The sequence below is a fragment of the Acetobacter thailandicus genome (assembly GCF_011516655.1).
In the GTDB taxonomy this organism is placed as follows: Bacteria; Pseudomonadota; Alphaproteobacteria; order Acetobacterales; family Acetobacteraceae; genus Acetobacter; species Acetobacter thailandicus.
This window is the reverse complement of the sequence record NZ_WOSV01000001.1, coordinates 398,980-423,237: the sequence shown is the minus strand read 5'-3', so window position 1 is coordinate 423,237 and position 24,258 is coordinate 398,980. Positions and strand designations below refer to the sequence as shown.

The window sequence follows — 24,258 nt, the reverse complement described above, 5'->3', positions numbered from 1 at the left end:
TCTTCTTCAGAAACATGGTAACATGAACGGACAACGAAAAAACCCGAGGAGACTACAACTATGACTGCCCCTCTGCCAGATCCGGGAGGATATTCTGTTCTCTCCTCACGCATTGCTTATGAAAACCCATGGACACGCGTGCGGGAGGACATCATACGACGCCCTGATGGCAAAGATGGTCTGTATGGTGTTGTTGAACGCGGTCAATTTGCTGTTATCTGCCCGTTAGGCAGAACAAAAGACGGGAAACCTACCCTCACATTAGTTAACCAGTATCGCTATCCTGTAAGGGAACGTCTGTGGGAATTTCCTATGGGGATGTGGGAGACACAGCCGGATGCAAAACCAGAAGACCTTGCGGCAGGGGAACTGAAAGAAGAAACCGGTCTTATCGCAGGCAGGATGCTTTATGTTGGCCCGGTCTATCAGGGAGCGGGATATTCAACTCAAAAAGGACATATCTACCTTGCAACAGAACTGACACAGGATGTGGCTGAAAGAGAGCAAACCGAGCAGGATATGCTATGTACAACATTGCCACTCGAAAAATTTGAAGATATGATATCAAACAATGAAATCATATGCATGGTTACACTGGCAGCTTTCGGATTAATCAAAGCAAAAAAACTTATTTAAACATAAATTTTCTGCACACTTATTTTTAATAAAATGTGCAGAAAATAAATTCAGAATGGTTTTACGATTACCATAATCACAATAATAATCATAAAAATTGTCGGCACTTCGTTAGCGATACGATAATATCGTTCAGAGTGTATGTTGCTGTCACTGTCAAATTCTTTTCTCCAGCGGGCGCAACACCCATGAAAAGCAAACATACCGACAAGAGAAACAAGTTTGCAGTACCACCACCCGGATGACCAGTCTATAAGACCGGGTGTTAAAGTCAGAAGAGCACCAAATAAAAGGCTTGATATCATGGCAGGGTTCATAATTGCCCGCAGCAGACGTCTCTCCATCAGTTTAAAACGAGCACTTTCCTCTGACCCGATTTTAACCTGACAATGATAGACAAAAAGACGCGGCAGATAAAATAAACCTGCCATCCATGCGATGACAGACATCACATGAAAAGCAAGAAGCCAGGAAACCCACGGCAAAAGAAACATAAACATATTTTTCATTCTTTCTGAATATTTATAGTATTTTCTATAAGATCAGAAAATTCTGAAAGATGATGGATAACTTTAAGGCCTGGCCAGTCAGGAACAGGCAGACCTGGCGCGCGAAGCAAAACACACATCATACCTGCATTCACTGCGGCACGGGCGCCTGTATCACTATCTTCAAGCACGATACAATTTTCAGGTTTTACGCCTTCATCTGATGCAGCTTTAATGTAAACATCTGGTGCAGGCTTTGGTTTTCCCATATCCTGTGCAGAATGAATACGATCCTGAAAATAAGGTGTCATATTCAGTTTTTTAAATTTCAGATCCATCTCAAGAGCTGATGAATTTGAACCGACCCTTACAGGAACAGAGAGTTTTTCAACTCTCTTAAGCATGTCATAAACACCATCAACTGGTTCAAGGTGATCTTCCATAGCCTCAATAAAACGCTTCTGCATTTTACTGATCCAGTCATGGCCAAGGTTTTTTCCTGTCTGTTTCTCTATTTTTTGCTGAATAAGAGACAATGCCATACCTGAAAACTGCTCAACAGCTTTTTCTTCAGGTGCCTCCATACCAGCCAGACGGGCCTCTTCAGCACTGACCTGACAGCAAATTGTCTCACTGTCGACCAGAACACCATCACAGTCGAAAATAATAAGTTTAAGTTTGCCTTCAGAAGACAGCACTGAAGATGTTTGCATTATTATGGCTCTTCTCTGATTGTTCTGATCAGTTCCTGCACATGCTCAACAGGTGTCTGAGGTAAAACACCATGCCCAAGATTGAAAACATGAGCCCGCCCTTTACCGGCTTCCCTGACGTATAAAGCTTCACGCTTCATCGCCTCACCACCAGCGAGAACAGCAATCGGGTCAAGATTACCCTGCACACCGACGGAAGGAGGCAGAAGTGGCAGGATTTTTTTCAGATCAGTCCCCGTATCAAGAGCGACAACATCCACTCCTGTTTTTTCAGCATATTCAGGCACCATAATGCCGCCAAGGCGCGGAAAACCAACTATACGAACCCTAGGGTGACGGGCTTTGAGCGATGCTACAATCTGACGGGTTGGCTCAATGACATATCGCCTGAATTCTGAAGGTGGTAAAAGACCGGCCCATGAATCAAACAACATGACAGCCTCAGCTCCGGCTGTAATCTGCGCACTGAGATACTCTGTGGTTGTTTCAGTGAGTAATGCAATTAAGCGATCAAAAAGAGCTGTTTCAGAAAAAGCCATTTTTCGCACAGTTGCAAAATCCCGCGAGCCTTTTCCTTCAACCATATAACATGCAACTGTGAAAGGAGCGCCCGTAAAGCCCAGCAGAGTTGTTGAACCTGGTTTTGCAACACCAACTGTGTCTGTGCCGTTAAAAATTTTATTCAGACGACCAAGTGTTTCAAGAACAGGAGCTGTTACATCTGCGATACGCTGACGATCAAGACGCTTAAAATCTGCTTCTGAGCGTATGGGAGAAAGAAGAGGACCTTTGCTTTCTACAAATTCAAGTGACTGACCCATAGCCCATGGCAGAATCAGAATGTCAGAGAACAGAATAGCACCATCCATTCCAAATCGACGGATAGGCTGAAGCGTTAATTCTGTTGCTATATCAGGTGTCATACACCGTGTCAGAAAATCGGCCTTAGCACGTTCTGCACGAAATTCAGGTAAAAACCTGCCAGCCTGCCGCATAAGCCAGACAGGAGGGGGCCAGAGTGCTTCACCATTTAAGGTTCTGAGCAAACGTTTCGTCGAAGGGATTTGAGGTTCGTTATTCATGTCCAGCAGTCCTGCACATCTTTTTCATCTCTGTCCATGGCCTCCCTTAATATAAAAAAGAAAAGAAATTTTTGTGGAGTTTATAGGGTACTGTGGATGATGGGGTACCCACTATTCCAAAAATGTACCCCATCTTTCCCACAGTGTGTACAAGTTTTATGTAACTGGGAAATAGCCATTTTTTGAAGTTATCCAGAATTCTCCACAGAAGGGCTGTGTACAATTCACCGGTTTATGACTCCTGGTTGTTATTCACGGTACTCGGTACAATGAAGAAAGGAAGATCGTACAATCCACACGTACCCCAGCTATCAACTTTTTATACACAGCTCAGATTTCACGTCATACCGATAAGGGACTCGTTTCTATGATATTTTCACATTCAGCATCGACTCCTGAGCATAACGAACCTGCCAGGCTGATTTTAGGCAGCGGGTCTTCAGCCCGAAAACAACTTCTGACGCAGGCTGGGCTCTCCTTTTGTGTACATACAGCGCAGGTCGATGAGGATATTCTCAAGCTTGAGGGGATGAAGCAGGGCCTTTCCCCCTCGGCTGTTGCGTTGTCTCTGGCTGAAGCAAAAGCCACAGCGGTCGCGGCCTTGCATGAAGGATGTATAATTGGTGCGGACCAGATGCTGTCATGTGAGGGAGACTGTTATGATAAACCTGCGGGGCTGGCTGAGGCGCGTGACCAGCTTAAAGCCCTGAGAGGCAGAACGCATACGCTGCATACTGCTGTAGCTTTATATATGGATGGCGCTGTGACCTGGCAGCATGTTACTCAGTCTCATCTGAGGATGCGTTTTTTTTCTGATGCATTTCTCGATGCTTACCTGGAGACAGAAGGGGAGCATTGCCTGCATTCGGTTGGGGCTTATCGGCTGGAGGGGCCAGGTCTGCAATTGTTTGAAAAGATAGATGGCGATTTTTTTTCTATACTTGGGCTGCCTCTCTTACCGCTGTTACAGGCGCTACGTGAAAGAGAAGTCATCTTTTCCTGAAAAAAGGGGCTTGCAAACGACTACAACTCCCTGTAACTGACAGTCATCAACTCTCCATTCCCAAATGTGAGAGCTTTATGACTGCACGGGGCCATAGCTCAGTTGGGAGAGCGCTTGAATGGCATTCAAGAGGTCGTCGGTTCGATCCCGATTGGCTCCACCAGTTTTTCAATCCTTTAAAAATAATAATATCACATAAAATAATAAACTAATTTTATTGTGATCTGTTATACATTGCATTCATTGTTTAATAGTAATGTTTTTTATTGTCATAAAACTGAAACAATAGAAAAAACATTTTTCTCCTTAATTGTGTTTATTTTAACACAAAGTGCCTGTTCTGAGGCGTTGTCATAAAACTATAACTCTTATTTGTAGCTTTTCATTTTTATGAATGAGGCAGGTTTCATTTCCTGCAAGGCTTAGCTTTTTCAATGCGTTTATCTTCATCGCCGTCTCTCCATCGTGCTGCGCTATGGCTGTTTTGCTCGCCACTGGCACTATCAGTCGCACACGCTGCGGGTAATACTCGTCATGTACATGCAACGCATACGACACATAACCGTTCGCAGGTTCAGGTAAAACCAGCAGCTGCCATGCCTCTGGTGGCCGGGGCGCCTCATCGCCAGGCCAGGCGTCGTGCTACACAGGTGGCTTCAGGTGGATCTGAACAGATTATTGCGACAGGTCGCCATACACGCTCTGAGCAGACGGTCGGGCACACAGAAATGCAGCGTATTTTACCAGGGATTAACCCGCTGAAGGCGTTGCAGATTCTTCCTGGTGTGGTTTTTAACAATGCCGATCCATGGGGTAATAACGAACAGAATATGTCTTTGTTCGTACATGGGTTTAATCAGAGCCAGCTGGGTTTTACACTTGATGGTATTCCGCTGGGTGATCAGTCTTATGGTAACTATAACGGCCTTTCACCTCAGCGTGCAGCGATTAGTGAAAATATAGGCTCAGCTTCTGTGGCGACAGGGGCTGGTGCGCTTGGTACGGCTTCAACCAGTAATTTGGGCGGAACACTTGAGTTTACCACACAGGACCCTCTGCACCGTGCGGGTGGTCAGCTGAATCAGACTTTTGGCAGCTGGTCTACATTTCGTACATTTGCCCGTATTGATACCGGTGACTTTGGCAATGGTAACTCAGCATATGTATCCTGGGCCCGTCAGGACGCCCGTGCGTGGGACTTTGCCGGTCATCAGGGTGGTAACCAGGTTAACGCCAAGTTTGTGCATGAAGATAAGAAAAACAAAGTCACTGTGTTTTTCGACTGGTCCAATAAAGTTGAGCCTAATGAAGACGGCATTGTGATGCCTAATGGTGGCTCACTTTATGTGCGCCCCTTTATGTATCCTAATCTTAACCAGGCATTACAGTACTATAATTCATCAGAGTATAAACAGGCAGGTCTGAACTACCGCAACTATTATTCTGCGGCACAGCGTGAAGACTTCCTGATGTATACAAAATGGCACCATGATTTCAGTGAAAATTTAAAATGGGACACGAGTTTTTACTATCATCATGATCTTGGTGAAGGTGTGGTCGCAGGGCCGATCAGCGCTGCTGGTCTGCCTGCAATGTTTTCTTCATATTTTCCGGGACAGGATCTGAAAACAGTATTTGGTGGTTCTGGTATTGCGACCAGAACAACAGAGTACTGGGACAATCGTGGTGGCGTTATCAGCAATCTGAGTTATAAGCTTGGTCATCATCATATCGAACTGGGTGGCTGGTATGAGCGCAATAACAACACGCAGGCCCGTCGCTGGTATCCATTTAGCGCATCTGACCCCACGACACCTTATGACCGTCAGCATAATCCGTTAATTAAACAATATACCAACAATTTTTATACAAATACCTGGACCACACATTTGCAGGATAACTGGCAGGTTACTAAAAATTTCCTGTTAAATGCCGGATTTAAATCTGAGCTGGTTTATACCAATGGTACGCTGCCTGTTTCTGCTATCCCGGGTTCATTGTCACCTAAAACAGCGATAACAGTTCCTGGCGGTACAATTTCAACAGTTAAACCTTTCCTGCCCTCATTTGGTGCATTGTGGAATATTACAAAACATGAGCAGTGGTTTGCTAATATTCAGGAAAACGTAAGATCATTCCAGGCTGCTGGTTATGGTAATGCAACCCCCTGGGGTGTAACTAGCCAGGAAGCATTTGAAGACTTCAAACGTCATGGTAAAGCTGAATCATCATGGACGTATGAAACAGGCCTGCGTACCAACCGACGTGTGCATTTTGGTCCTCTGACAAACATCAGTGGTCAGCTTGAATATTATCATGTTCATTTCTCAAACCGTTTGCTGGCAGTAGCATCAACACAAACTCTGTCTTCTATCGTAGGAAGTGCTACAACCCTGACAAACGTGGGGTCAGTAACCACCGACGGTATGGATTTCTCGTTCACCGCGCAGTTTGGTAACCATTTCTCATTCTATAACGCTCTTTCTTACAATAAGTCTGTTTATAACGATAATTATATAACTGGTTCGACCGTGGTGCATACGGCTGGCAGAAATGTTGCTGACGTGCCTAACTGGACTGAAAAATTTGTGGCTTCGACCCACTGGGGTAATTTCGATGCGCAGTTTGTGGGGGATGTTGTCGGTAAGCGTTATACAACGTTTACAAACGATCTTCATGCATCAGCTTATGCATTGTTTAGCCTGAATGCGGGTTATAACATTACAGGTATTCCTCATGTGCGTAATCTGCGCATTCAGGGAAATGTTACGAACCTGACGAATGAAAAAGGGTGGTCAACAATCAACGCAAACAATGCGTCTGGCCAGTATACGGCTTTCCCGATTGCACCACGCATGTATTTCCTTACAATTAGCAGCACATTCTGAGAGGGCGTGGTTATGGTTTCTTTTTCACGTCGTTCCTTACTGTGCGCTACTCTGGCAATGCCTGTCATTGCCAGAGGTTTTAAAGCCAGTTCAGCTCAGGCCACTCCGTCTTTAGCACCAAAGCCTCTGGTTTTTGCGCATCGTGGCTGTTCAGCACAAAGGCCTGAGCATACGCTGGGTTCATATGCAAAAGCGATTGCAGATGGAGCTGATTTTGTTGAGCCTGATCTTGTGCCAACAAAAGATGGTGTTCTGGTTTGCCGTCATGAAAGTAATATTGTAGAAACCAGTGATGTTGCGAGCCGGCCAGAGTTTGCAAACCGACGCCGGACAATGGTGATTGATGGCAGAGAGGAAAACGGATGGTTTACGACCGACTTTACTCTGGCTGAATTAAAAACTCTTCGTGCACGTGAGCGTTTGCCGCAATTACGCCCTCATAATACTCGTTATAACGGGCGCTTTGATATTCCTACTTTTGAGGAAATGATTGATTTTGTTGCAGCTGAATCTGCAGCGCGCGGACGGATTATTGGTATTATTCCTGAAGTAAAAAATTCAACGCATTTTCATGCTCTGGGGCTTGATCCTGAAACCAGGTTTCTTGAAGTGATTGCGGCACATGATTATACACGTCAGGCGCCACTTGAAGTGCAGTCTTTTGAAACAGGTAACCTGCATAAACTCAATAAGGCTGTAAAAGAGATTAACCCTCAGGCCAGAGTAATGTTTCTGATGGGTGAACGTAATCAGATACCACCTGATTTGCTGGCTAAAGGAGATAAAACCACTTTTGGGCAGCTGATGACACCAGAAGGCCTTAAGCATGTCAGAACGTATGCTGACGTAATTGGTCCGTCTCTCACTGATCTGATCCCGCGTGATGCTCACGGTGCATGGCAAAAGCCAACAACCCTGATTGATGATGCACATGCAGCAGGTTTACTGGTGCATGCCTACACCTGCCGCCCAGAGAATATTTGTCTGCCCCTTCAGCTCCGTAACAATGACGGGGATACAGCGCGCAATATTCCTGGTTCAGTTGCTGAAATGCGCCGTTATCTCGATATGGGGCTTGATGGTTTCTTTACTGATGACCCGGCTATTGGTCGTCAGGCCGTTGATGGTATTTAATCGTTTTATTACTTTGCCTGCTGAGAGGGGGCTTGCTACATAATCAGGGCTAATAGCACGATGGTGGTATAACCTTGAAAAAAAATGTATCAGCTCCCGCTCAGTTTAATCAGGGAAATTTCCTTGATACCCCACAGCTGGCTTCGGGGATTACGCGCTTCTGGTTTATCAGGCATGCACTGGTTGAACAGAATGCGCGTATGAACCTTTATGGCACCCTTGATGTGCCATTATGCCCGGACACACTCATTGCGCAGCGTCCGATGTATGAAGCTCTCGCAGCACGCCTGCCGAGGGAGGCACACTGGCTGGTTACGCCTCTTTCACGCACCAGAAAAACAGCTGAAGCGATATGGGATGCAGGCTATGGTCCGGCGCATGCAGACGTTGAACCAGGCTTTATTGAACAAAATCTTGGAGACTGGCAGGGAATGCCTCACAGTGATGTCACGGCTTATCTGTATATGCCGCCACATCCGTTCTGGCCTGTTTCAGCGACTGAGTGCCCCCCTGATGGTGAGAGTATGGTCGAGGTGACTGCCCGTGCTGGTCGCGCTCTTGATCGCCTTTCGCACCAGTATGCGGGACAAAACATTATTGCGGTCAGTCATGGCGGAGCTATTCGTGCAGCTCTGTCACATGCATTGTCTGTTCATATAGAAACAGCCTTACATTTTTCAATTCAGAATTTGTCTGTGACTATTCTCGAACGTCTTGATGAAGGCTGGCGTGTTGTAACAGTTAATGAACTTCCCGGTATATAATATTGTTTTTAAGACCTTCTCCATTAAGGAGAAGGGTCTTTAGAGTTCACTCTTTCCTGCGGTGATGGTGGATTTACGACCTGGGGGGATGGTTCAGTATGCAGAGCAGACAGAGGCATACCTTTAACAGGTGATTTTTCGGTAATAGAAATTTCCGGCCCTTTAGCGTTCCAGGCATCTACCGGCGGCAAAGGCTGTTGATCCGGCTGGTCTGCTAATGGATTTTTATCAAGAATATTACGCATTTTTTGCGGGTAGCGGTTCATAAGTCCCAGAAGTGTACCATTTGTCCAGCCAAACCCAATCTGCATCGGGTATTCTCCGCCTCCGGCACCACCTTTAGGGTTTATTTGTTCAGATACAACATCATATTTTTCGAGCAGAACACCACTTTTCTCATATGTTCCAATAACACGTTCCATCCAGCGCCGTGCAATTTCTTCTGCCAGTTTACTATGACCATATTGTTCAAGCCCCTTAATACTCATCCACTCATTAGGAGCCCAGCCATTAGGATAGTCCCACTGTTGTCCTGTTTCACGATCTGTTTGTGTTAAACCTCCTTTTTTCAGAAGGTGTTTTTCAATTGTTTCTGCAACGGCATCAGCTTGCTTTTGTGACGCCAGATGAAAAAAGAGAGGCACGGTTGTTGCAACAGATAAAATATCGCTTTGTTTTTTTGTCTGCCAGTTATAATCAAAATAAGCACCTTTCTGAGCATTCCATAAATACGTGTTAATAGCATTGGTAAGCTCAACAGCCTGTCTTGTGAAAAAAGCTTCTTCTTCCTTATTGTTTTTAAGGGCATAGGCATGAGCAAGAGTTTGCTCAAGATGTACCATAAGGCAGTTATATTCTATAATGACCAGTGATGTTGCCTGAATGGTTGAAAGTGTTTTGCCATCTGACAGCCAGCGGGATGAATAGTCCCAGCCTGTTTCAGCACCGGCTCTCAGATTTCGCCACAGGTCAGCTTTATCACGCTTTGTTTTTTCGGCTGTTTCAATATCCTGAATATAGCTTTCATCCCGGGGGGTATCCATATCGTCCCATGGGCGAAACATAATGCTTCCATCATCAAGTTTTACAACATGATGAGATACGTTTCCGGGTTTCAGGTCAGCCATTCCTTTCGTCCAGTAGTCATATTCACGTCGCAATGCCGGAAGGAAAGTGGTGTATGTTATTTGTCCGTCATGACTTGCCAGAAGATCAAGCATAACCGAGAAAAACGGAGGCTGTGACCGGCCCATATAATATGTACGATTACCGTTAGGCATAAAGCCATAACGATCAATGAGAGAGGCAATATTTTTTACCATGTTACGCATCAGGTCGATATGCTGATCTTCATAAAGACCTATCATTGTAAAATATGTGTCCCAGTAATAACATTCCGAAAAACGCCCTCCAGGAACGATATAATCATTTGGCAAAGAGAGTAAGGATGACCAGGCAACAGGCTGATCTGCTTTGCGGGTTAAAACATCCCACATCCCATTTATATAATCTCTTACATTTTCATCAGGTTTTCGAGAATAGGATGCTGTTCGTAACACGGGCATAGTAAAATGTTTTGTTACGAATGTTTTCAGGTCAAAACCGGGTTTATCTTTTTCCTGTTTCCACAAAGCAACCAGAGAGTCAGGAGACTGGTCTGGTGTCGCATCAGAGGCAGATTTTGGATCTGTATAGATTTTGGCACGATGTATCGCAACAAAAAGATCTCCGAGTGAGACCGAAGGCGGTCTTAAATCCTGCGGCACAACCATCGGAGAAATAATGGGTGTTGCAGTCGCCTGGGGCGAAGGTAAGGGCAGTGACGGCTGTGCTGTTGTTGTATCTGCCGCAGCTGTCTGTGTCTCAGTTGTGCTTTCTTTAACTTCGTCAGATATGGCTGAAAGCCCGGCAGATGCAGATAATGCAGCATGCTGAATTGCCGTCGCCGGAGCGGGGGCCTCAGCCCCTGTAGCCTGTTCAACAGTTGCAGGTGCTGCTGCGGGAGGTTCAGAGGGAAGGGCTGCATGTTCTATCGCCGTAGCCGGGGCAGAGGGCGTCTCTGCCGGTGCTGCCATAACGGGAGAATTTAATATTGCAAGAAGAGTGATGCACACAGAGCCTGTGGCTGACAGAGCGGAATAACTTATAAGGTTTTTTTTATGGTGCGATATGCTCATAGTCTGTTGTCTTCCCGGCAATAAAGTGTCTCTTCGCGGCATCAGAGTTATGGTGAAGAGAGTATGCACATCCTGGAGTAAAACGGGCAGAGTTTGGAAGGGTTTAATGTTCCCCCTGCACGCGCTATATTTTTTCGTAATCAGTGATGCTTTACAGTGTGTCGTTACGATCCTTATTCAGGAGTGTTAATCATGTCGTCTCATTCTTCAAGCCCCGGAGCTCTTGCTGTTACAGATGATCTGTTTTTCAGGCGTCCGGAGGCCCTTCTGGCACAGAATGAGGCCGAAAGTCTGACTCATTCTGCCCTGGATGGTATGGATGATGGTGAATTGTTTCTTGAGTATCGTGAAAGTGAAAGCATTTCGCTTGATGACGGAGTGATCCGCTCAGCGTCTTTTAATACCAGTTGTGGCTTTGGTTTGCGCTCTGTTCTGGGGGAGGAAACCGGTTTTGCTCACTCAGATGACCTGAGTAAGACAGCACTGAAACGGGCAGCTGAAACGGTATCTGCGGTCAGGGCAGGGCGGTCAGGGGTTATGGCCCTGCCTCCACGCTCAACCAATACACGCCTCTATACCGACGCTAATCCGCTAGGTGAGAGCGATTTTGCAGCCCGCTCAGGGCTTTTGTCACAGATTGATGCCTATGCCCGTGGTAAGGATAGCCGCGTAGTGCAGGTTATGGCCTCATTGTCAGGTGAATGGCAGGCCGTGCAGATTATACGTGCTGATGGTTCACGTGTGGCTGATTTACGCCCGCTGGTGCGGCTGAATGTTTCTGTTGTCGCAGAGCAGAATGGCAAACGTGAAAGTGGTAGCCATGGTCTGGGAGGGCGTTATGAGATCAATCGCCTGCTGGAGTCTGAAACATGGCAGTCTGCTGCTGACGAAGCTCTGAGGCAGGCGCTGGTCGCTCTTGATGCGCGTCCGGCTCCGGCCGGAGAGATGGAGGTTGTTCTTGGTGCTGGCTGGCCTGGCATTTTGCTGCATGAAGCTGTGGGCCATGGTCTTGAAGGTGATTTTAACCGTAAAGGTACATCAGCTTTCGCCGGCATGATGGGTAAGCAGATTGCAGCTCCCGGTGTTACAGTTGTTGATGATGGTTCACTTCCTGACCGGCGCGGCAGCCTGACTATCGACGATGAGGGCACACCAGCCGGCCGCACGGTGCTTATCGAGGATGGGATTCTCACAGGCTACCTCCAGGACCGTCAGAATGCCCGTCTCATGAATATGGCTCCGACGGGTAACGGTCGTCGTCAGTCTTATGCACACGTGCCTCTGCCACGTATGACCAATACGATTATGATGCCAGGCCAGGCTTCAGTTGATGACATGATCCGTTCGGTCAAGCGTGGTCTGTATGCCGTTCATTTTGGTGGCGGGCAGGTTGATATAACGTCAGGAAAATTTGTTTTCTCAGCATCTGAGGCATATCTGATCGAAGATGGTAAAGTCACTGCACCCGTTAAGGGGGCAACACTGATTGGCAGCGGTGCTGAGGCTATGAGACAGGTTTCTATGATCGGCAGTGATATGGCGCTTGATCCTGGCATTGGTGTCTGTGGAAAAGCCGGGCAGGGGGTTCCTGTAGGTGTAGGGCAGCCAACCCTGAAAATGACGGGGCTTACAGTAGGTGGTACAGCCTGATAACTGACACAGCCATAGGCCTGGCCAGGGCATGGTTTGTTAATATCAGCATGATGCAGCGCGACAGAATAAGGTAAGACAATGGTTGAGAACGGCTATAGCAGCTCTTTTATGCAGGAAGCTTCGGCTCGGGGTTTTATTTTCCAGTGCACAGACCCGCAGGCACTTGATGAAGCCATGGCAAAGGGGCCTGTGGCTGCGTATATAGGGTTTGACCCCACAGCTGACAGCCTGCATGTGGGCAGCCTTATTCAGATTATGATGCTGCGTTTGCTGCAAAAACATGGCCACAGGCCTGTGGCGCTGGTGGGTGGTGGTACAGCCCGTATTGGTGATCCGTCTTTCCGTGAAGAAGCACGCAGACTGATGACAGAGGACATCATTCAGTCCAATCTTGCCGGTATTGAGGGGTGTCTGCGGCAGTTTCTTCGCTTTGGTGAAAATACGTCTGATGTCAGACTGGTCAATAACGCAGACTGGCTTGATAAGCTGGCTTATATCGACCTGCTACGTGATGTCGGAGTGCATTTCTCGATCAATCGTATGCTCGCATTTGACTCAGTTAAAAATCGTCTCGACCGCGATCAGGGGCTGACTTTCCTTGAGTTTAATTACTCGATCCTTCAGTCATATGATTTCCGTGAACTCAACCGTCGTCATGGTGTGACCCTGCAGCTTGGCGGATCAGACCAGTGGGGTAATATTGTCTCAGGTGTTGATCTGGTGCGCCGTACAGACCAGACGCAGGTCATGGGGCTGACCACACCGCTGCTGACCACGTCCTCCGGCGCTAAAATGGGTAAAACAGCGAACGGTGCCGTCTGGCTGTCAGAGGCGCGTTTACCGGTGTTCGATTACTGGCAGTTCTGGCGTAATGTGGAAGATGCTGACACAGGTCGCTTTCTGCGCCTCTTTACCGAACTGCCTCTGGATGAGTGTGAGCGTCTGGCTGCGTTTGAGGGCGCAGACATTAACGAAGCCAAGAAAATTCTGGCAACAGAGGCAACGGCATTGTGCCATGGCCGTGAGGCTGCCGAGGCTGCGGCTGAGGCCGCACGTAAGACTTTTGAGGAGGGGCAGATTGTTGCAGATGATCTGCCCGTCTATACGGTCTCTGAAGCTGATCTGGCAGAGGGTATTCCTGTTTTCCGCCTGCTTGCTGAATCTGGTCTTGTTAAAACCAACGGTGAAGCCCGCCGCTTAATTCGCGGTGGTGGTGCACGGGTTAACATGGTTGCTGTGAAAGATGAAAATCAGCTGATTACGCGTCAGGATACAGTTGATGGCGCAATTCGCCTCTCGTCAGGCAAAAAGCATCATATTCAGGTAAGAGTTGCCTGATTAAAGGCGTGTGGCCAGCAGAGCAGGGGGTAAAATTATCCCCTGCTATTTTTTTGTATGATTTGCTGGCGCCGGCTGAGTTTTCTGACTGGCATACCAGCCCTCCGGCTCTCTGCTATTGTGTTTATGCGCGCAACGCAGGTTTCAATATAATCAGCATCAATCTCAAAACCTGTGCCGTAGTGGCCCAGCTGTTCAGCTGCGGCAAGTGTCGTGCCAGACCCCAGGAAGGGATCAATAACGGTAAGATTGTCCCCTCCGTGCAGTTTCATGCAGCGTATGGGTAATTCTTCAGGGAAACTTGCCGGGTGATTAAATTTCTGTGTTTTTGAGAGGACTGTTTTGTAAGGGATGTGCCACACATTCCCTGCGCAGCGTTTATCGCGCGTATGACCCCAGCGGGAAATGTTAGATTTATCTTTAAAAGGCACGCCAACTGCCAGGCGGTCTATTGTATTTGTGCCTGTTTTTGTAAAATGAAAAATATGCTCATAATTATTGTTGAGAAAGCGTGGGCTGTTAATTGGTTTAAAATGGCCAAAACTTTCTTCATCAATGCTGATCGACTTTACCCATATAATGTTATTTTGCAGAATAAACTCATGCCTGAAAGCTGAGGCAATTTCGTGGGTAAGCCACGGATCTGCACCGGTGCCGCCGACATTGAGAAAAAACGATCCATCTTCTTTTAAAATACGATCAAGCTGCTCGCTCAGTCGTGCCAGCCATTTAAGGTATTGAAGGCGGGGCATTGTGTCATCATATGAGTTGTAGCTCAGGCCAATATTATAAGGCGGTGAGGTAATGATGATATCAGCACAGGCATCGGGCAGGCGTTTAATCTGTTTCAGGCAGTCTCCCTGCACAATAGTCTGCCGGCCAGCTGTTGTGACGTTACGTGAAAAACAGGCTGCCAGCATCTTCTCTGGTGCGGTGTGCGTCATGAAGCAGTTGCCTTTGGATTGACGTTTTTCTGAGCAGAGCAGACACTCAGAAATATGGTCTGCACAGGAGAAGACCCGCAGAGTCCATCTCCTCCTGGCTAGTACGCAATAAATGATGTTGTCAATGCGTTTTAGAGTTTTTGCGGGGGAACGGGGTGAAGGTAACCCGCCTTATCAGCGCCATGAGATTGCCTTCTTATTTCTGAAAAATATGGTTTTCCATGGCAGACGAACAGGAGCAGGACATGGGTAAAAAAGTCATTTTTAAAAATATAATGGCCTCTCTGGTGTTGCTGACATCGTCTGCTATGCCGCTGGTTTGTGCTTCTGCACATCCAGGTGGTGGCCCTGGCGGAGGCTTTCACGGTGGTGGCCCTGGCGGAGGTTTTCACGGTGGTGGCCCTGGCGGAGGTTTTCACGGTGGTGGCCCTGGCGGAGGTTTTCACGGTGGTGGCCCTGGCGGAGGTTTTCACGGCGGTGGTCCCCGGTGGGGAGGCCCCGGCCCTGGCTGGGGTGGTCCTCGATGGGGTGGTCCTGGTCCCGGCTGGGGCGGTCCACGGTGGGGAGGCCCTGGCTGGGGTGGTGGTTATGGTTGGAGCTGGGTTGGTCCTGGCTGGGGCTGGGGAGGCCCCGGCTGGGGTTGGGGCTGGGGCTGGCAAACGCCGTTTCTTGTCGGTTCCGCTGTAGGGCTGGTTGCCGGAGGGCTGGTCGCGGCATCTGCTATGCCGGTGGCAGACAGCTCTTATTATGCTGATCAGAGCTACTACGCGACGCCGGATTATTATGCGGGCAGCCCTGCGCCCGCGGCCTCAACCTATGCGCCTCCGGCTTATGCTGCCCCATCAGATGTTGTCAGGTGCAGTGCAGGGCGCGTTTTCAATTCAATGACGGAGAGCTGTGTGCCACGCTAAAGAGAGATTTTATTTTTTAGTAAAGGGGAGGGTGGCCTCTTCAAGTTCCAGGAGCCAGAGTTTATCATCAATGCCACCATCCCCTGAATAGCCTCCTGGATGCGTTGAACTAACGATACGATGGCAGGGAATAAGAATAGGAATGGGGTTGCGCCCCACGGCCTGTCCGGCAGAGCGCGGGCTGCCACCGGCACGCTCTGCCAGTTCTTTATAGGTTATGACTGTTCCGACCGGGATATCACATAATGCAGCCCATATTTTCTTCTGATAGACGGTACCAAAAGGTTCCAGAGGTAACGGGAAGGGCTTTGCTGTTTTTGGGTCATCAAACCACTGATCAAGCCAGTCACGTGCTTCGCAGAGCTGTGGGTTTTCAGTCTGGTCACGACCCCACCCCCAGTCGAGAGAGATAAGCTTACCATCCTCCTCAGTGAGGGTGAGTGGCCCAAGGGGGGAGTGAAGAGAGAGCTGAGGCATCAGAGATATCCTGTGTAAGACGGAGCGAGGCCTGTAAGGCAGAGTATTTATTGGGTATCTTATACCGTCTGGTCAGATTTTATGTTGCTTTTTTGGCCTCCGGAATAGATGAACGGTGCAGTGACGGGGCTGTAGAGAGGATGAAGCAAAATATGGCTTATCAGCATAACGAAACCATTTTTGCTCTGTCTACAGGGCTTGAGCGTGCAGCTATAGCGGTTATGCGTGTCAGCGGGGCAGGGAGTGCTGTTTTGCTTCAGCAGTTATGCGGCACGTTGCCGGCACCCAGGCGCGCTGTGTTGCGGCGTGTCTGGCGTGACAGCGCTGTGAAGGATAACCTGCTCGATGAAGCTGTTGTGCTCTGGTTTCCTGGCCCGGAGAGTTATACCGGGGAGGATGGGTTTGAGCTTCATCTTCATGCCGGGCCTGCTATTATCAGTGCGGTAGCTGAAGCCCTTGTGCAGAGTGGTGCAAGACCTGCCGAGCCGGGTGAATTTACACGCAGAGCGTTTACTAACGGACGGATGGATCTGGTCGAGGCGGAGGGGATTGCTGACCTTATAGCCGCTGAAACAGAAAGTCAGCGTAAACTGGCTCTGGCGCAGTCAGATGGCGCTTTGAGCAAATTGTATCAGAACTGGCGCGAACGTCTGAAATACATTCTGGCTTATCAGGAAGCGCTTATTGATTTTCCTGATGAGAATCTGCCACAGGAAACAGAGCAGAAATTAACAGATGAGATCAGTAACCTGATTGCAGAAATGCAAAGCCATTTGCAGGATGGTGAAAAAGGGGAGCGTATTCGTCGGGGTGTCGTGTTTGCTATTGCCGGGCCACCTAATGCAGGCAAATCCAGCCTGCTTAACTGGCTGGCTGAACGCGATGCAGCGATTGTTTCTTCAGTAGAGGGCACAACGCGTGACGCGATTGAGGTCGGGGGCACACTGGCAGGTGTGCGCGTGACTTTTATCGATACAGCTGGTTTGCGTGAAACTGAGGATATTATTGAGGCTGAAGGGGTCAGGCGGGCACTGTTTCACGTGAAACATGCAGATTGTGTTTTGCAGATGTTCCCCGGAGCGACTATACCGGAAGAGGTTTTTTCTGATGCCATACTGATAGGAAATAAAGCTGATCTGATCCCGGTTCCCTCAGAGGTTCATGGGCATGAAGTGATCCCCGTCAGTCTGAAAACAGGAGAGGGGTTGAAGGCCCTGCGGCATGTTCTGGAGCGTAAGGTTGAAAGCCTGACAGCCCGCCTGCCAGGGAGCGCCCCGTTGCTGACGCGTGCCCGGCATCGTGCTGGGGTGCAGGAGGCACAGCAGAGTCTGGCTGCAGCGCTTGAGCAGCAGTGGCCGGAGCTGCGTGGTGAAGAAATTCGGCTTGCTATGCGTGCTCTGGGCCGTATTACAGGTCTGGTTGGAGTTGAAGATGTGCTTGATGCGATATTTGGGCAGTTTTGTATTGGAAAATAACTGCGGTGAAAAAGGCCTGATGTGGTGACTCAGCGTTATGATGTGATTGTTGTTGGTGGTGGGCATGCTGGCTGTGAAGCTGCCGCGGCTGCTGCACGGTGTGGTGCGCATACACTGTTGCTGACCCATAAAAAAAGCACGGTTGGTGCCATGTCGTGCAACCCCGCTATCGGAGGTATCGGTAAAGGGCATCTGGTGCGTGAGATTGATGCGCTTGATGGTATTATGGCACGTGCTGCTGACCGTGCGGGCATTCATTTCAAATTGCTTAACCGCTCCAAGGGGCCTGCTGTGCAGGGGCCACGGGCTCAGGCTGATCGTTTTTTATATCGTCAGGCTATCCAGGGGCTTCTGGCTGAAACTTCGGGTCTTGAGTGCAGAGAAGGTGCCGCCGGTGACCTCCTGACCAATGAACGGGGTGAAGTGACAGGTGTGATCTGTGAAGATGGTACACGTTATGATGCGGGTGCTGTCGTGCTGACTACAGGCACGTTTCTTGGTGGTGTTATTCATATTGGTCATCACTCAGAGCCTGCTGGCCGTACAGGTGAAAAACCTTCAGTGGCTCTGTCTGAACGGCTGAGGAACCTTGGGTTGGCGATCAGCCGGCTCAAGACAGGTACCCCGGCCCGCCTGTTGCGGAGTTCAATCGACTGGGCGGCTCTGGCTGAAGATAAAGGTGATGAAACACCGGAATGCTTCAGTCGTCTGACACAGTCCATTACAAACCCTCAGATGGTTTGTGCGATTACGGCTACGACTGAAAAAACACACGCGATTATTAATAAACATCTGCATCTTTCAGCCGTTTATGGTGGTGCCATTTCAGGTAAGGGGCCGCGTTACTGTCCGTCAATTGAGGATAAGGTTGTCAGATTTTCTGAAAAAAACAGCCATCAGATTTTTCTTGAACCGGAAGCCTTGCCCGATCATGAAGGCGGGCATCTTGTTTACCCTAATGGTATTTCAACCAGTCTCCCTGCCGATGTGCAGGAGGAGATGATTCACACAATTCCTGGTCTTGAGCGTGCGGTGATCGTACAGCCTGGTTATGCGGTTGAGTATGATTATGTAGACCCGCGTGAGCTGACGACCTCTCTTGAGTTGAGAAAATGCCCTAATCTGTTCCTTGCTGGGCAGATCAACGGAACAACAGGCTATGAAGAAGCCGGTGCTCAGGGTCTGCTGGCTGGAGTAAACGCGGCGCGCAAAGCTGGCGGGCAGGCTGCGGTTACGCTTGATCGTGGTAAAGCATATATTGGTGTGATGATTGATGACCTGACGACACAGGGTGTCAGTGAGCCATATCGTATGTTTACATCGCGTGCTGAGTATCGTCTGACCTTACGTGCAGATAATGCTGACATGCGCCTGACCCGCACCGGTGTGGAGTGGGGGTGTGTTGGTGCTGAACGTCAGGCTGTGTTTGAAAGTGACTGTAAGGCTATTAATGAACTGACCCTGCGTGCAGAGCAGGAAAGCTGGCCGGCTCACATTCTTGCACAGTCAGGCGTCAGAGTGGCGCAGGATGGACGGCGCAGAACATTGCTGGATGTTCTTGGTTATGGCACGGATGAGGATGTGGTTGAAAAGTTAGCGCCCTGGCTGGCGACGGTGCCGCCAAGAGCGTTTCAGCATGTTCGTACCGAAGCCCGTTATAAAGGTTATCTGGTCAGGCAGAAGCGAGAAATTAAGCAGCTTGAAGCTGATGGTGAAATACGCTTTCCTGCACAGATGGATTTTGGTGCTATTGGTGGCCTGAGTGCAGAAATGAAAGAGCGTCTTGAACAGGCTCGCCCGGAGAGCTTCAGTGCTGCTCAGAGAATCCCGGGTATGACACCCTCCGCTCTTGTGGCGTTGCTTGTTCACGTTCGTCAGCGCGTGGCAGCATCATGAAGTCTGGTAACAGCATCTCTGTTTCACGTGAAACAGAAGAACGCCTGAAGTGTTTTGTCGAGCTTTTGCTGAAGTGGAACCCGCGTATTAACCTGGTCTCACCCAAAGATATCCATCAGGTGTGGGAGCGGCATGTGCAGGATAGTCTGCAGATTGTGCCTCTGCTTGCCGGAGCGGAAAGTTTTACAGATCTGGGCTCAGGGGGTGGCTTTCCGGGTATCGTTGCCGCGATTGCAACCGGTATTCCGGCAACGCTTGTTGAGTCTGATCAGCGCAAAGCAGTTTTCCTGCGTGAAGCTGCCCGCCTGACTGAAGCTCCGGTTACGGTGCTGGCTGAACGTATTGAGAAAGTGGATATTGCCCCGGCAGATGTGGTGACAGCCCGCGCCCTTGCTGCACTGCCAAAGTTGCTTGAGTGGACAGCGCCACTTTTAAAAAAAGAAGGCCGGGCAGTTTTTCTTAAAGGTCAGAACGCTATCAATGAAATTAAAGATGCTGAGTCGTTCTGGCAGATGACTATTCGCTGTCACCCTGGTATGACAGGGCATGACGGATTGATTTTGGAAGTGAGCAATCTTAAACGTGTCTGATATGAACAAAAAAAACGGCAAATGCTTCATTCTGGCCGTTGCAAATCAGAAGGGTGGTGTTGGTAAAACCACAACCGCCATTAACCTGGCTGCAGCTCTGGCTGAGGCGGGCAAAAAAGTCGTTCTGATTGATATGGACCCACAGGGTAACGCTTCAACGGGGCTGGGTGTTGGATATGACGCCCGGCAGGGGGGAGCTTACACACTGCTGATGCATGAAAAGCCCGCTGAAGAATTGCTACAGCCGACAGAGATTGACGGCCTGTCAGTGATTGCAGCTAATACTGAGCTGGTCGGTGCTGAAATTGAACTGGTTGATGCGGACGAGCGTGAAAATCGTCTGATGTCTGCTGTGCAGCCCCTGACCGGGCAGATGGACTATATTATTATTGACTGCCCACCGAGCCTCAGCCTGCTGACACTTAATGCTCTGGTTGCCGCTAATGGTGTTCTGGCGCCATTGCAGTGTGAATTTTTCGCACTCGAAGGGCTGGGGCACCTGGTTAAAACGATTGATCGTGTTCAGAAAAAACTGAATCCTGACCTGCGTATAACCGGCATTGTGCTGACAATGTATGACCGTCGTAATAATCTCTCTGAGCTGGTCGGTGCTGACGCCCGTAGCTTCTTTGGTGATGATGTTCTTGAAACTGTAATTCCGCGTAACATTCGCATTTCAGAAGCGCAGAGTTATGGTCAGCCTGTGATGATTTATGACCCAAAAGCGAGTGGTGCAGCATCTTATCGTGCTCTGGCTGCGGAAGTTAGTAAAAGGACGGCATAATAATGTCTCGTAAACCTCAGATGCGTCCTAAACTTGGGCGTGGCCTTGCAGCTCTTTTAGGTGATACAGCCCCTCCGGTTATGACGCGTTCTGAAGGCGAGGCAGTGGCACAACAAAACGCAGCTCCTGTTGTGTCTGCCCCGGCAAGTGTGTTGCCGGTAGAAATGCTTGAGCCTGGTCCTTTTCAGCCACGCCAGCATATCGATCCGGATGCCCTGCAGGAACTTGCTGAATCTATTCGTCTGCGTGGTATTCTTCAGCCCATTCTGGTCAGGCCTAACCCTGATAAAGAGGGTTATTATCAGATTGTCGCGGGTGAGCGTCGCTGGCGTGCAGCACAACTGGCGCAATGTCATACCGTACCGGTTCATGTGCGCGACCTTGATGCTGTCAGCGCAATGGCTGCAGCTCTGGTCGAAAACCTGCAGCGTGCAGATCTGAACCCGATTGAAGAAGCTGAGGGTTTTAGCCGCCTTATTGAGGATTATAGTCTGACGCAGGATGAACTTGCGCTGGCTATTGGCAAATCTCGCCCTCATATTGCTAATACACTACGTCTGCTGCGCTTACCTGAACTGGTCAGAAAAAAAGTTGGCGGTGGTGTTCTTTCAGCTGGTCATGCCAGGGCGTTGCTGACACACCCTGACCCAGCTGCCGGGGCGGAATATGTGCTTGAAAAAGCGCTCTCAGTAAGACAGACCGAGGCTTATGTTCAGGCTGTTCTTGAGCAGGGGGATAAGGCGTCTGCGAAAAAACCGGAAAAAAAAGAAAAGAATCCGGAGATTGTAGCTCTTGAGCGCGATCTTGCTCATCGTCTTGGCCTTAATGTGACGGTCAATTTTGACGGTCAGAAAAAAGGCTCACTGGAGATCCATTATAAAAGTCTTGATCAGCTGGATGTTGTTCTGGCGTTGCTCAAGGCCTGAATTTCTGTCTTGTATTTGGCAGGGGAGAATGATAAAAAATTCTCCACTTACAGTTAAATACTGTGAGGGCGCATAGCTCAGTTGGTAGAGCAGCTGACTCTTAATCAGCGGGTCCAAGGTTCGAGCCCTTGTGCGCCCACCATATCAGGAAAGAAAGCACTCTTTTTCTTTTTCAACTTCCTGACGTATAAAATCACAAAGATATTTTATGCGAGGCACGCTTTGTTCGTCTGCCCGCAGATTAAGCCAGTAATGTCGCTGTATTTTAAGCTCATCTGGTAAAACTCTTATCAGATCCGGGCAGCCTGCTGCCACAAAGGCGGGCAGGGCAGACAGGCAAACGCCCGAGCGTACAGCGGCCATCTGTGCCTGCACGCTTGAGTTCTGAATACGTACCATGCGACGTGAAACACCCAGCTCCTCCAGGTAGTCAAGCTCACGCATAAAAATCATCTCATCAACATAGCCTGCAAAAAGATGGTCAGAGATATCAGATGGCTTTCTGATAGGTTTTTCACGTGAGAGATAATCTCTGGTTGCATAAATGCCGAGGGTATAGGCTGTGAGTTTCTCGCAGATAAAACGGTTGTCAGAGGATGGAGTGACCGTAACAGCAATGTCAGCCTGCCGGCGGGAGAGCGCAATAATCTGTTGAATAGTAAGAAGTTCGACAGTTAATGTCGGGTGGCTGCTCAACAGGCTTGCGATACGCCGGGCAAGAAAGAAGTTTGAGAACCCCTCAAGTGAGCTGATGCGTACTATACCGGCAAGCCCGCTGGCAGGGCTGTTAGCCTTTGGAATCTGAAGTGCTTTCTGGTCAATTTCTTCTGCTACAGCAAGCAGGTCTTCGCCATATCGTGTCAGGGCGTAACCGCGCTGGTGCCGTTCGAACAGTATTTTCCCGACAGATTCTTCAAGTGAGGTAATGTGCCTGGCCACAGTTACGTGATCAACGCCCATTAAACGGCCTGCTTCTGACAGTGACCCGGAGCGGGCGACAGCAAGAAAAAACTGCAGATTTCTCCAGTCCAGGCCGCGTTTCATAGCGTTTTGCTCCTTTGGTTTTATGGCCTCTGTGCAAAAACACACAGGGGATGCAGAAAAATACCAGGTTTTCTTCGTAGTTATTTTGCACCCTGATAGTCAGCATAAGAAAACAAAAAAGAGAAAGGAACACCCCCGGGTGTAACCTTTCCGCCAGGAGCAAACGTATGACAGCTCTTTTTTTACCTTCGCTCGTGCGTATCGGGGGAGGCGCTCTGAATGAGTTGCCAGCCGCTCTGCAGCAGGCTGGTCTGAACGCCCCCTTTATTATTACTGACCAGTTCATGGTTAAAACCGGGGTGCTCGGGCGTGTGGTGACCTGCCTTGAGCAGCAGGGCATCTGTGCCGGCTCATTTGGTGACGCTGTGCCAGACCCGACAGTCACTTCGGTTTATAATGCTCTTAAAGCACTCAAATCAGGTCATTATGACTGTGTTATTAGCCTGGGTGGTGGCAGCCCGATTGATACTGCCAAGATGGTTGCTGTACTTGCCAGACACGGTAGCTCACCTGCGGCACTCAAAGTGCCACATATTCAAAATGAACCCGGTTTACCGGTTATTGCCATTCCGACTACAGCCGGGACAGGGTCAGAGGCTACAAAAGTCACGGTGATAACAGACGAAAAAACCGACGAGAAAATGCTCTGCTCCGGTTATGCCTATCTGCCGCGAATTGCCATCGTTGACTATGAACTTACGCTGACAATGCCGCGCCGCCTGACAGCAGATACAGGGCTTGATGCTCTGACACATGCGATAGAGGCTTATGTCTCACAACGTGCCTCAGCCTTTACAGATGGTCTTGCTCTCTCGGCGATGAGACGTATCTGGCACGCTCTGCCTGTGGCCTGCTCAGATCCTGGCAATCACCATGCCAGAGAGCAGATGATGCAGGGAGCCTTTGAGGCAGGTATGGCGTTTTCTAATGCCTCTGTTGCTTTAGTGCATGGTATGAGCCGCCCCATAGGTGCACATTTTCACGTGGCGCATGGTCTCTCCAATGCGATGCTTTTGCCAGAGATCACAGCCTGGTCATGTAGTGGTGCACCAGAGCGTTATGCAGCCTGTGCAAAAATTATGGGTATTGCATCTTCTTCTGCAGATGAGACAGCGGCCTGCACAGCGCTCGTTAACGCATTGCGAGCTATAAGCCAGGAGCTGGATGTGCCTGCACCAGCAGCCTGCGGCATTGATAAAGAACGCTGGTATGCTCTGATCCCTCAGATGGCTGAACAGGCTCTGGCCTCAGGCTCTCCCGCTAATAACCCGCGCGTTCCGGACCACAGCGAGATATCGCGCCTTTATGAGGCCATATGGCGCTGAAGAGCATCCA

The 24,258-nt window shown here is 49.1% G+C and carries 21 protein-coding genes and 2 tRNA genes; 16 read left to right on the top strand and 7 right to left on the bottom strand.

Annotation, left to right across the window (positions count from 1 at the left end; genetic code table 11):
- The first annotated feature begins 60 nt into the window (after positions 1-60).
- Positions 61-636: an NUDIX domain-containing protein gene (locus GOB58_RS01930; protein ID WP_173559168.1), complete on the top strand. Its 576-nt coding sequence runs from the start codon at positions 61-63 to the stop codon at positions 634-636.
- Between the two features lie 50 nt (positions 637-686).
- Here the strand turns inward: GOB58_RS01930 and hemJ are convergent, their stop codons facing one another.
- Genes hemJ through hemE form a run of 3 tightly spaced genes read right to left on the bottom strand, consistent with a single transcriptional unit; the run spans position 687 to position 2,919 of the window.
- The gene (hemJ, locus tag GOB58_RS01925) at positions 687-1,136 is read right to left on the bottom strand and encodes a protoporphyrinogen oxidase HemJ (protein WP_086553862.1); all 450 of its coding nucleotides are present in this window, start codon (positions 1,134-1,136) and stop codon (positions 687-689) included.
- 5 nt (positions 1,137-1,141) lie between these two features.
- Positions 1,142-1,843 carry an HAD family hydrolase gene (locus GOB58_RS01920; protein WP_407651727.1) on the bottom strand — a complete coding sequence of 234 codons (702 nt, stop codon included), beginning with the start codon at positions 1,841-1,843 and terminating at the stop codon, positions 1,142-1,144.
- A complete protein-coding gene (hemE, locus tag GOB58_RS01915; protein WP_173559166.1) occupies positions 1,840-2,919 on the bottom strand; it encodes a uroporphyrinogen decarboxylase in 1,080 nt (359 codons plus the stop codon). The genes GOB58_RS01920 and hemE overlap by 4 nt, the downstream gene beginning before the upstream one ends.
- A gap of 367 nt (positions 2,920-3,286) precedes the next feature.
- Here hemE and GOB58_RS01910 point away from each other — a divergent pair, with 367 nt between their 5' ends.
- The 5 genes from GOB58_RS01910 to GOB58_RS01890 all read left to right on the top strand — a co-directional run bounded on the left by GOB58_RS01910 (position 3,287) and on the right by GOB58_RS01890 (position 8,708).
- Positions 3,287-3,922 carry a Maf family protein gene (locus tag GOB58_RS01910; protein WP_086553737.1) on the top strand — a complete coding sequence of 212 codons (636 nt, stop codon included), beginning with the start codon at positions 3,287-3,289 and terminating at the stop codon, positions 3,920-3,922.
- Positions 3,923-4,009: 87 nt separating this feature from the next.
- Positions 4,010-4,085, top strand: a tRNA-Ala gene (locus GOB58_RS01905).
- A 271-nt stretch (positions 4,086-4,356) separates the two neighbouring features.
- On the top strand, positions 4,357-6,810 hold the full coding sequence (locus GOB58_RS01900; protein ID WP_173559165.1) for a TonB-dependent receptor: 2,454 nt from the start codon (positions 4,357-4,359) through the stop codon (positions 6,808-6,810).
- 12 nt (positions 6,811-6,822) lie between these two features.
- A complete protein-coding gene (locus tag GOB58_RS01895; RefSeq protein ID WP_086553735.1) occupies positions 6,823-7,944 on the top strand; it encodes a glycerophosphodiester phosphodiesterase in 1,122 nt (373 codons plus the stop codon).
- 74 nt (positions 7,945-8,018) lie between these two features.
- Positions 8,019-8,708: a histidine phosphatase family protein gene (locus GOB58_RS01890; RefSeq protein ID WP_173559164.1), complete on the top strand. Its 690-nt coding sequence runs from the start codon at positions 8,019-8,021 to the stop codon at positions 8,706-8,708.
- Positions 8,709-8,731: 23 nt separating this feature from the next.
- On the opposite strand, the gene treF is transcribed toward GOB58_RS01890, so the two are convergent.
- Positions 8,732-10,885, bottom strand: a complete 2,154-nt coding sequence (gene treF, locus GOB58_RS01885; RefSeq protein WP_242005181.1) for an alpha,alpha-trehalase TreF — start codon at positions 10,883-10,885, stop codon at positions 8,732-8,734.
- A 192-nt stretch (positions 10,886-11,077) separates the two neighbouring features.
- Between treF and tldD the strand changes: the two genes are divergently transcribed.
- Together tldD and tyrS are read left to right on the top strand one after the other, a co-directional pair.
- Positions 11,078-12,535, top strand: a complete 1,458-nt coding sequence (tldD, locus tag GOB58_RS01880; protein WP_173559163.1) for a metalloprotease TldD — start codon at positions 11,078-11,080, stop codon at positions 12,533-12,535.
- Between the two features lie 81 nt (positions 12,536-12,616).
- Positions 12,617-13,876: a tyrosine--tRNA ligase gene (tyrS, locus tag GOB58_RS01875; protein ID WP_173559162.1), complete on the top strand. Its 1,260-nt coding sequence runs from the start codon at positions 12,617-12,619 to the stop codon at positions 13,874-13,876.
- Positions 13,877-13,911: 35 nt separating this feature from the next.
- On the opposite strand, the gene GOB58_RS01870 is transcribed toward tyrS, so the two are convergent.
- Positions 13,912-14,820 carry a DNA-methyltransferase gene (locus tag GOB58_RS01870; RefSeq protein WP_233127719.1) on the bottom strand — a complete coding sequence of 303 codons (909 nt, stop codon included), beginning with the start codon at positions 14,818-14,820 and terminating at the stop codon, positions 13,912-13,914.
- A 245-nt stretch (positions 14,821-15,065) separates the two neighbouring features.
- Between GOB58_RS01870 and GOB58_RS01865 the strand changes: the two genes are divergently transcribed.
- The gene (locus GOB58_RS01865) at positions 15,066-15,731 is read left to right on the top strand and encodes a hypothetical protein (protein WP_173559161.1); all 666 of its coding nucleotides are present in this window, start codon (positions 15,066-15,068) and stop codon (positions 15,729-15,731) included.
- A 9-nt stretch (positions 15,732-15,740) separates the two neighbouring features.
- Here the strand turns inward: GOB58_RS01865 and GOB58_RS01860 are convergent, their stop codons facing one another.
- On the bottom strand, positions 15,741-16,208 hold the full coding sequence (locus tag GOB58_RS01860) for a methylated-DNA--[protein]-cysteine S-methyltransferase (RefSeq protein ID WP_173559160.1): 468 nt from the start codon (positions 16,206-16,208) through the stop codon (positions 15,741-15,743).
- 152 nt (positions 16,209-16,360) lie between these two features.
- Between GOB58_RS01860 and mnmE the strand changes: the two genes are divergently transcribed.
- The 6 genes from mnmE to GOB58_RS01830 all read left to right on the top strand — a co-directional run bounded on the left by mnmE (position 16,361) and on the right by GOB58_RS01830 (position 22,021).
- On the top strand, positions 16,361-17,683 hold the full coding sequence (gene mnmE / locus GOB58_RS01855; protein ID WP_173559159.1) for a tRNA uridine-5-carboxymethylaminomethyl(34) synthesis GTPase MnmE: 1,323 nt from the start codon (positions 16,361-16,363) through the stop codon (positions 17,681-17,683).
- A gap of 24 nt (positions 17,684-17,707) precedes the next feature.
- On the top strand, positions 17,708-19,579 hold the full coding sequence (gene mnmG, locus GOB58_RS01850) for a tRNA uridine-5-carboxymethylaminomethyl(34) synthesis enzyme MnmG (protein ID WP_173559158.1): 1,872 nt from the start codon (positions 17,708-17,710) through the stop codon (positions 19,577-19,579).
- On the top strand, positions 19,573-20,169 hold the full coding sequence (gene rsmG, locus GOB58_RS01845) for a 16S rRNA (guanine(527)-N(7))-methyltransferase RsmG (RefSeq protein WP_407651726.1): 597 nt from the start codon (positions 19,573-19,575) through the stop codon (positions 20,167-20,169). Before mnmG ends, rsmG begins: the two co-directional genes overlap by 7 nt.
- A 1-nt stretch (position 20,170) precedes the next feature.
- Positions 20,171-20,953: a ParA family protein gene (locus GOB58_RS01840; RefSeq protein ID WP_173559267.1), complete on the top strand. Its 783-nt coding sequence runs from the start codon at positions 20,171-20,173 to the stop codon at positions 20,951-20,953.
- Between the two features lie 2 nt (positions 20,954-20,955).
- Entirely contained in the window at positions 20,956-21,879 is a 924-nt protein-coding gene (locus GOB58_RS01835) for a ParB/RepB/Spo0J family partition protein (RefSeq protein WP_173559156.1), read from the top strand.
- A 66-nt stretch (positions 21,880-21,945) separates the two neighbouring features.
- Positions 21,946-22,021: transfer RNA gene (locus GOB58_RS01830), tRNA-Lys, on the top strand.
- A 2-nt stretch (positions 22,022-22,023) separates the two neighbouring features.
- Here GOB58_RS01830 and GOB58_RS01825 read toward each other — a convergent pair.
- On the bottom strand, positions 22,024-22,923 hold the full coding sequence (locus tag GOB58_RS01825; RefSeq protein ID WP_173559155.1) for a LysR family transcriptional regulator: 900 nt from the start codon (positions 22,921-22,923) through the stop codon (positions 22,024-22,026).
- A gap of 167 nt (positions 22,924-23,090) precedes the next feature.
- Here GOB58_RS01825 and GOB58_RS01820 point away from each other — a divergent pair, with 167 nt between their 5' ends.
- The gene (locus GOB58_RS01820; protein WP_173559154.1) at positions 23,091-24,248 is read left to right on the top strand and encodes an iron-containing alcohol dehydrogenase; all 1,158 of its coding nucleotides are present in this window, start codon (positions 23,091-23,093) and stop codon (positions 24,246-24,248) included.
- Positions 24,249-24,258: the final 10 nt, after the last annotated feature.

Bases quoted from the DNA above. Each gene is read 5' to 3' on its own strand.
- GOB58_RS01930 (WP_173559168.1), top strand. From the start codon at position 61: ATGACTGCCCCTCTGCCAGATCCGGGAGGATATTCTGTTCTCTCCTCA.
- hemJ (WP_086553862.1), bottom strand. From the start codon at position 1,136: ATGTTTATGTTTCTTTTGCCGTGGGTTTCCTGGCTTCTTGCTTTTCAT.
- hemE (WP_173559166.1), bottom strand. From the start codon at position 2,919: ATGAATAACGAACCTCAAATCCCTTCGACGAAACGTTTGCTCAGAACC.
- GOB58_RS01910 (WP_086553737.1), top strand. From the start codon at position 3,287: ATGATATTTTCACATTCAGCATCGACTCCTGAGCATAACGAACCTGCC.
- GOB58_RS01900 (WP_173559165.1), top strand. From the start codon at position 4,357: ATGCGTTTATCTTCATCGCCGTCTCTCCATCGTGCTGCGCTATGGCTG.
- GOB58_RS01895 (WP_086553735.1), top strand. From the start codon at position 6,823: ATGGTTTCTTTTTCACGTCGTTCCTTACTGTGCGCTACTCTGGCAATG.
- treF (WP_242005181.1), bottom strand. From the start codon at position 10,885: ATGAGCATATCGCACCATAAAAAAAACCTTATAAGTTATTCCGCTCTG.
- tldD (WP_173559163.1), top strand. From the start codon at position 11,078: ATGTCGTCTCATTCTTCAAGCCCCGGAGCTCTTGCTGTTACAGATGAT.
- tyrS (WP_173559162.1), top strand. From the start codon at position 12,617: ATGGTTGAGAACGGCTATAGCAGCTCTTTTATGCAGGAAGCTTCGGCT.
- GOB58_RS01870 (WP_233127719.1), bottom strand. From the start codon at position 14,820: ATGACGCACACCGCACCAGAGAAGATGCTGGCAGCCTGTTTTTCACGT.
- GOB58_RS01865 (WP_173559161.1), top strand. From the start codon at position 15,066: ATGGGTAAAAAAGTCATTTTTAAAAATATAATGGCCTCTCTGGTGTTG.
- GOB58_RS01860 (WP_173559160.1), bottom strand. From the start codon at position 16,208: ATGCCTCAGCTCTCTCTTCACTCCCCCCTTGGGCCACTCACCCTCACT.
- mnmE (WP_173559159.1), top strand. From the start codon at position 16,361: ATGGCTTATCAGCATAACGAAACCATTTTTGCTCTGTCTACAGGGCTT.
- GOB58_RS01840 (WP_173559267.1), top strand. From the start codon at position 20,171: ATGAACAAAAAAAACGGCAAATGCTTCATTCTGGCCGTTGCAAATCAG.
- GOB58_RS01835 (WP_173559156.1), top strand. From the start codon at position 20,956: ATGTCTCGTAAACCTCAGATGCGTCCTAAACTTGGGCGTGGCCTTGCA.
- GOB58_RS01825 (WP_173559155.1), bottom strand. From the start codon at position 22,923: ATGAAACGCGGCCTGGACTGGAGAAATCTGCAGTTTTTTCTTGCTGTC.
- GOB58_RS01820 (WP_173559154.1), top strand. From the start codon at position 23,091: ATGACAGCTCTTTTTTTACCTTCGCTCGTGCGTATCGGGGGAGGCGCT.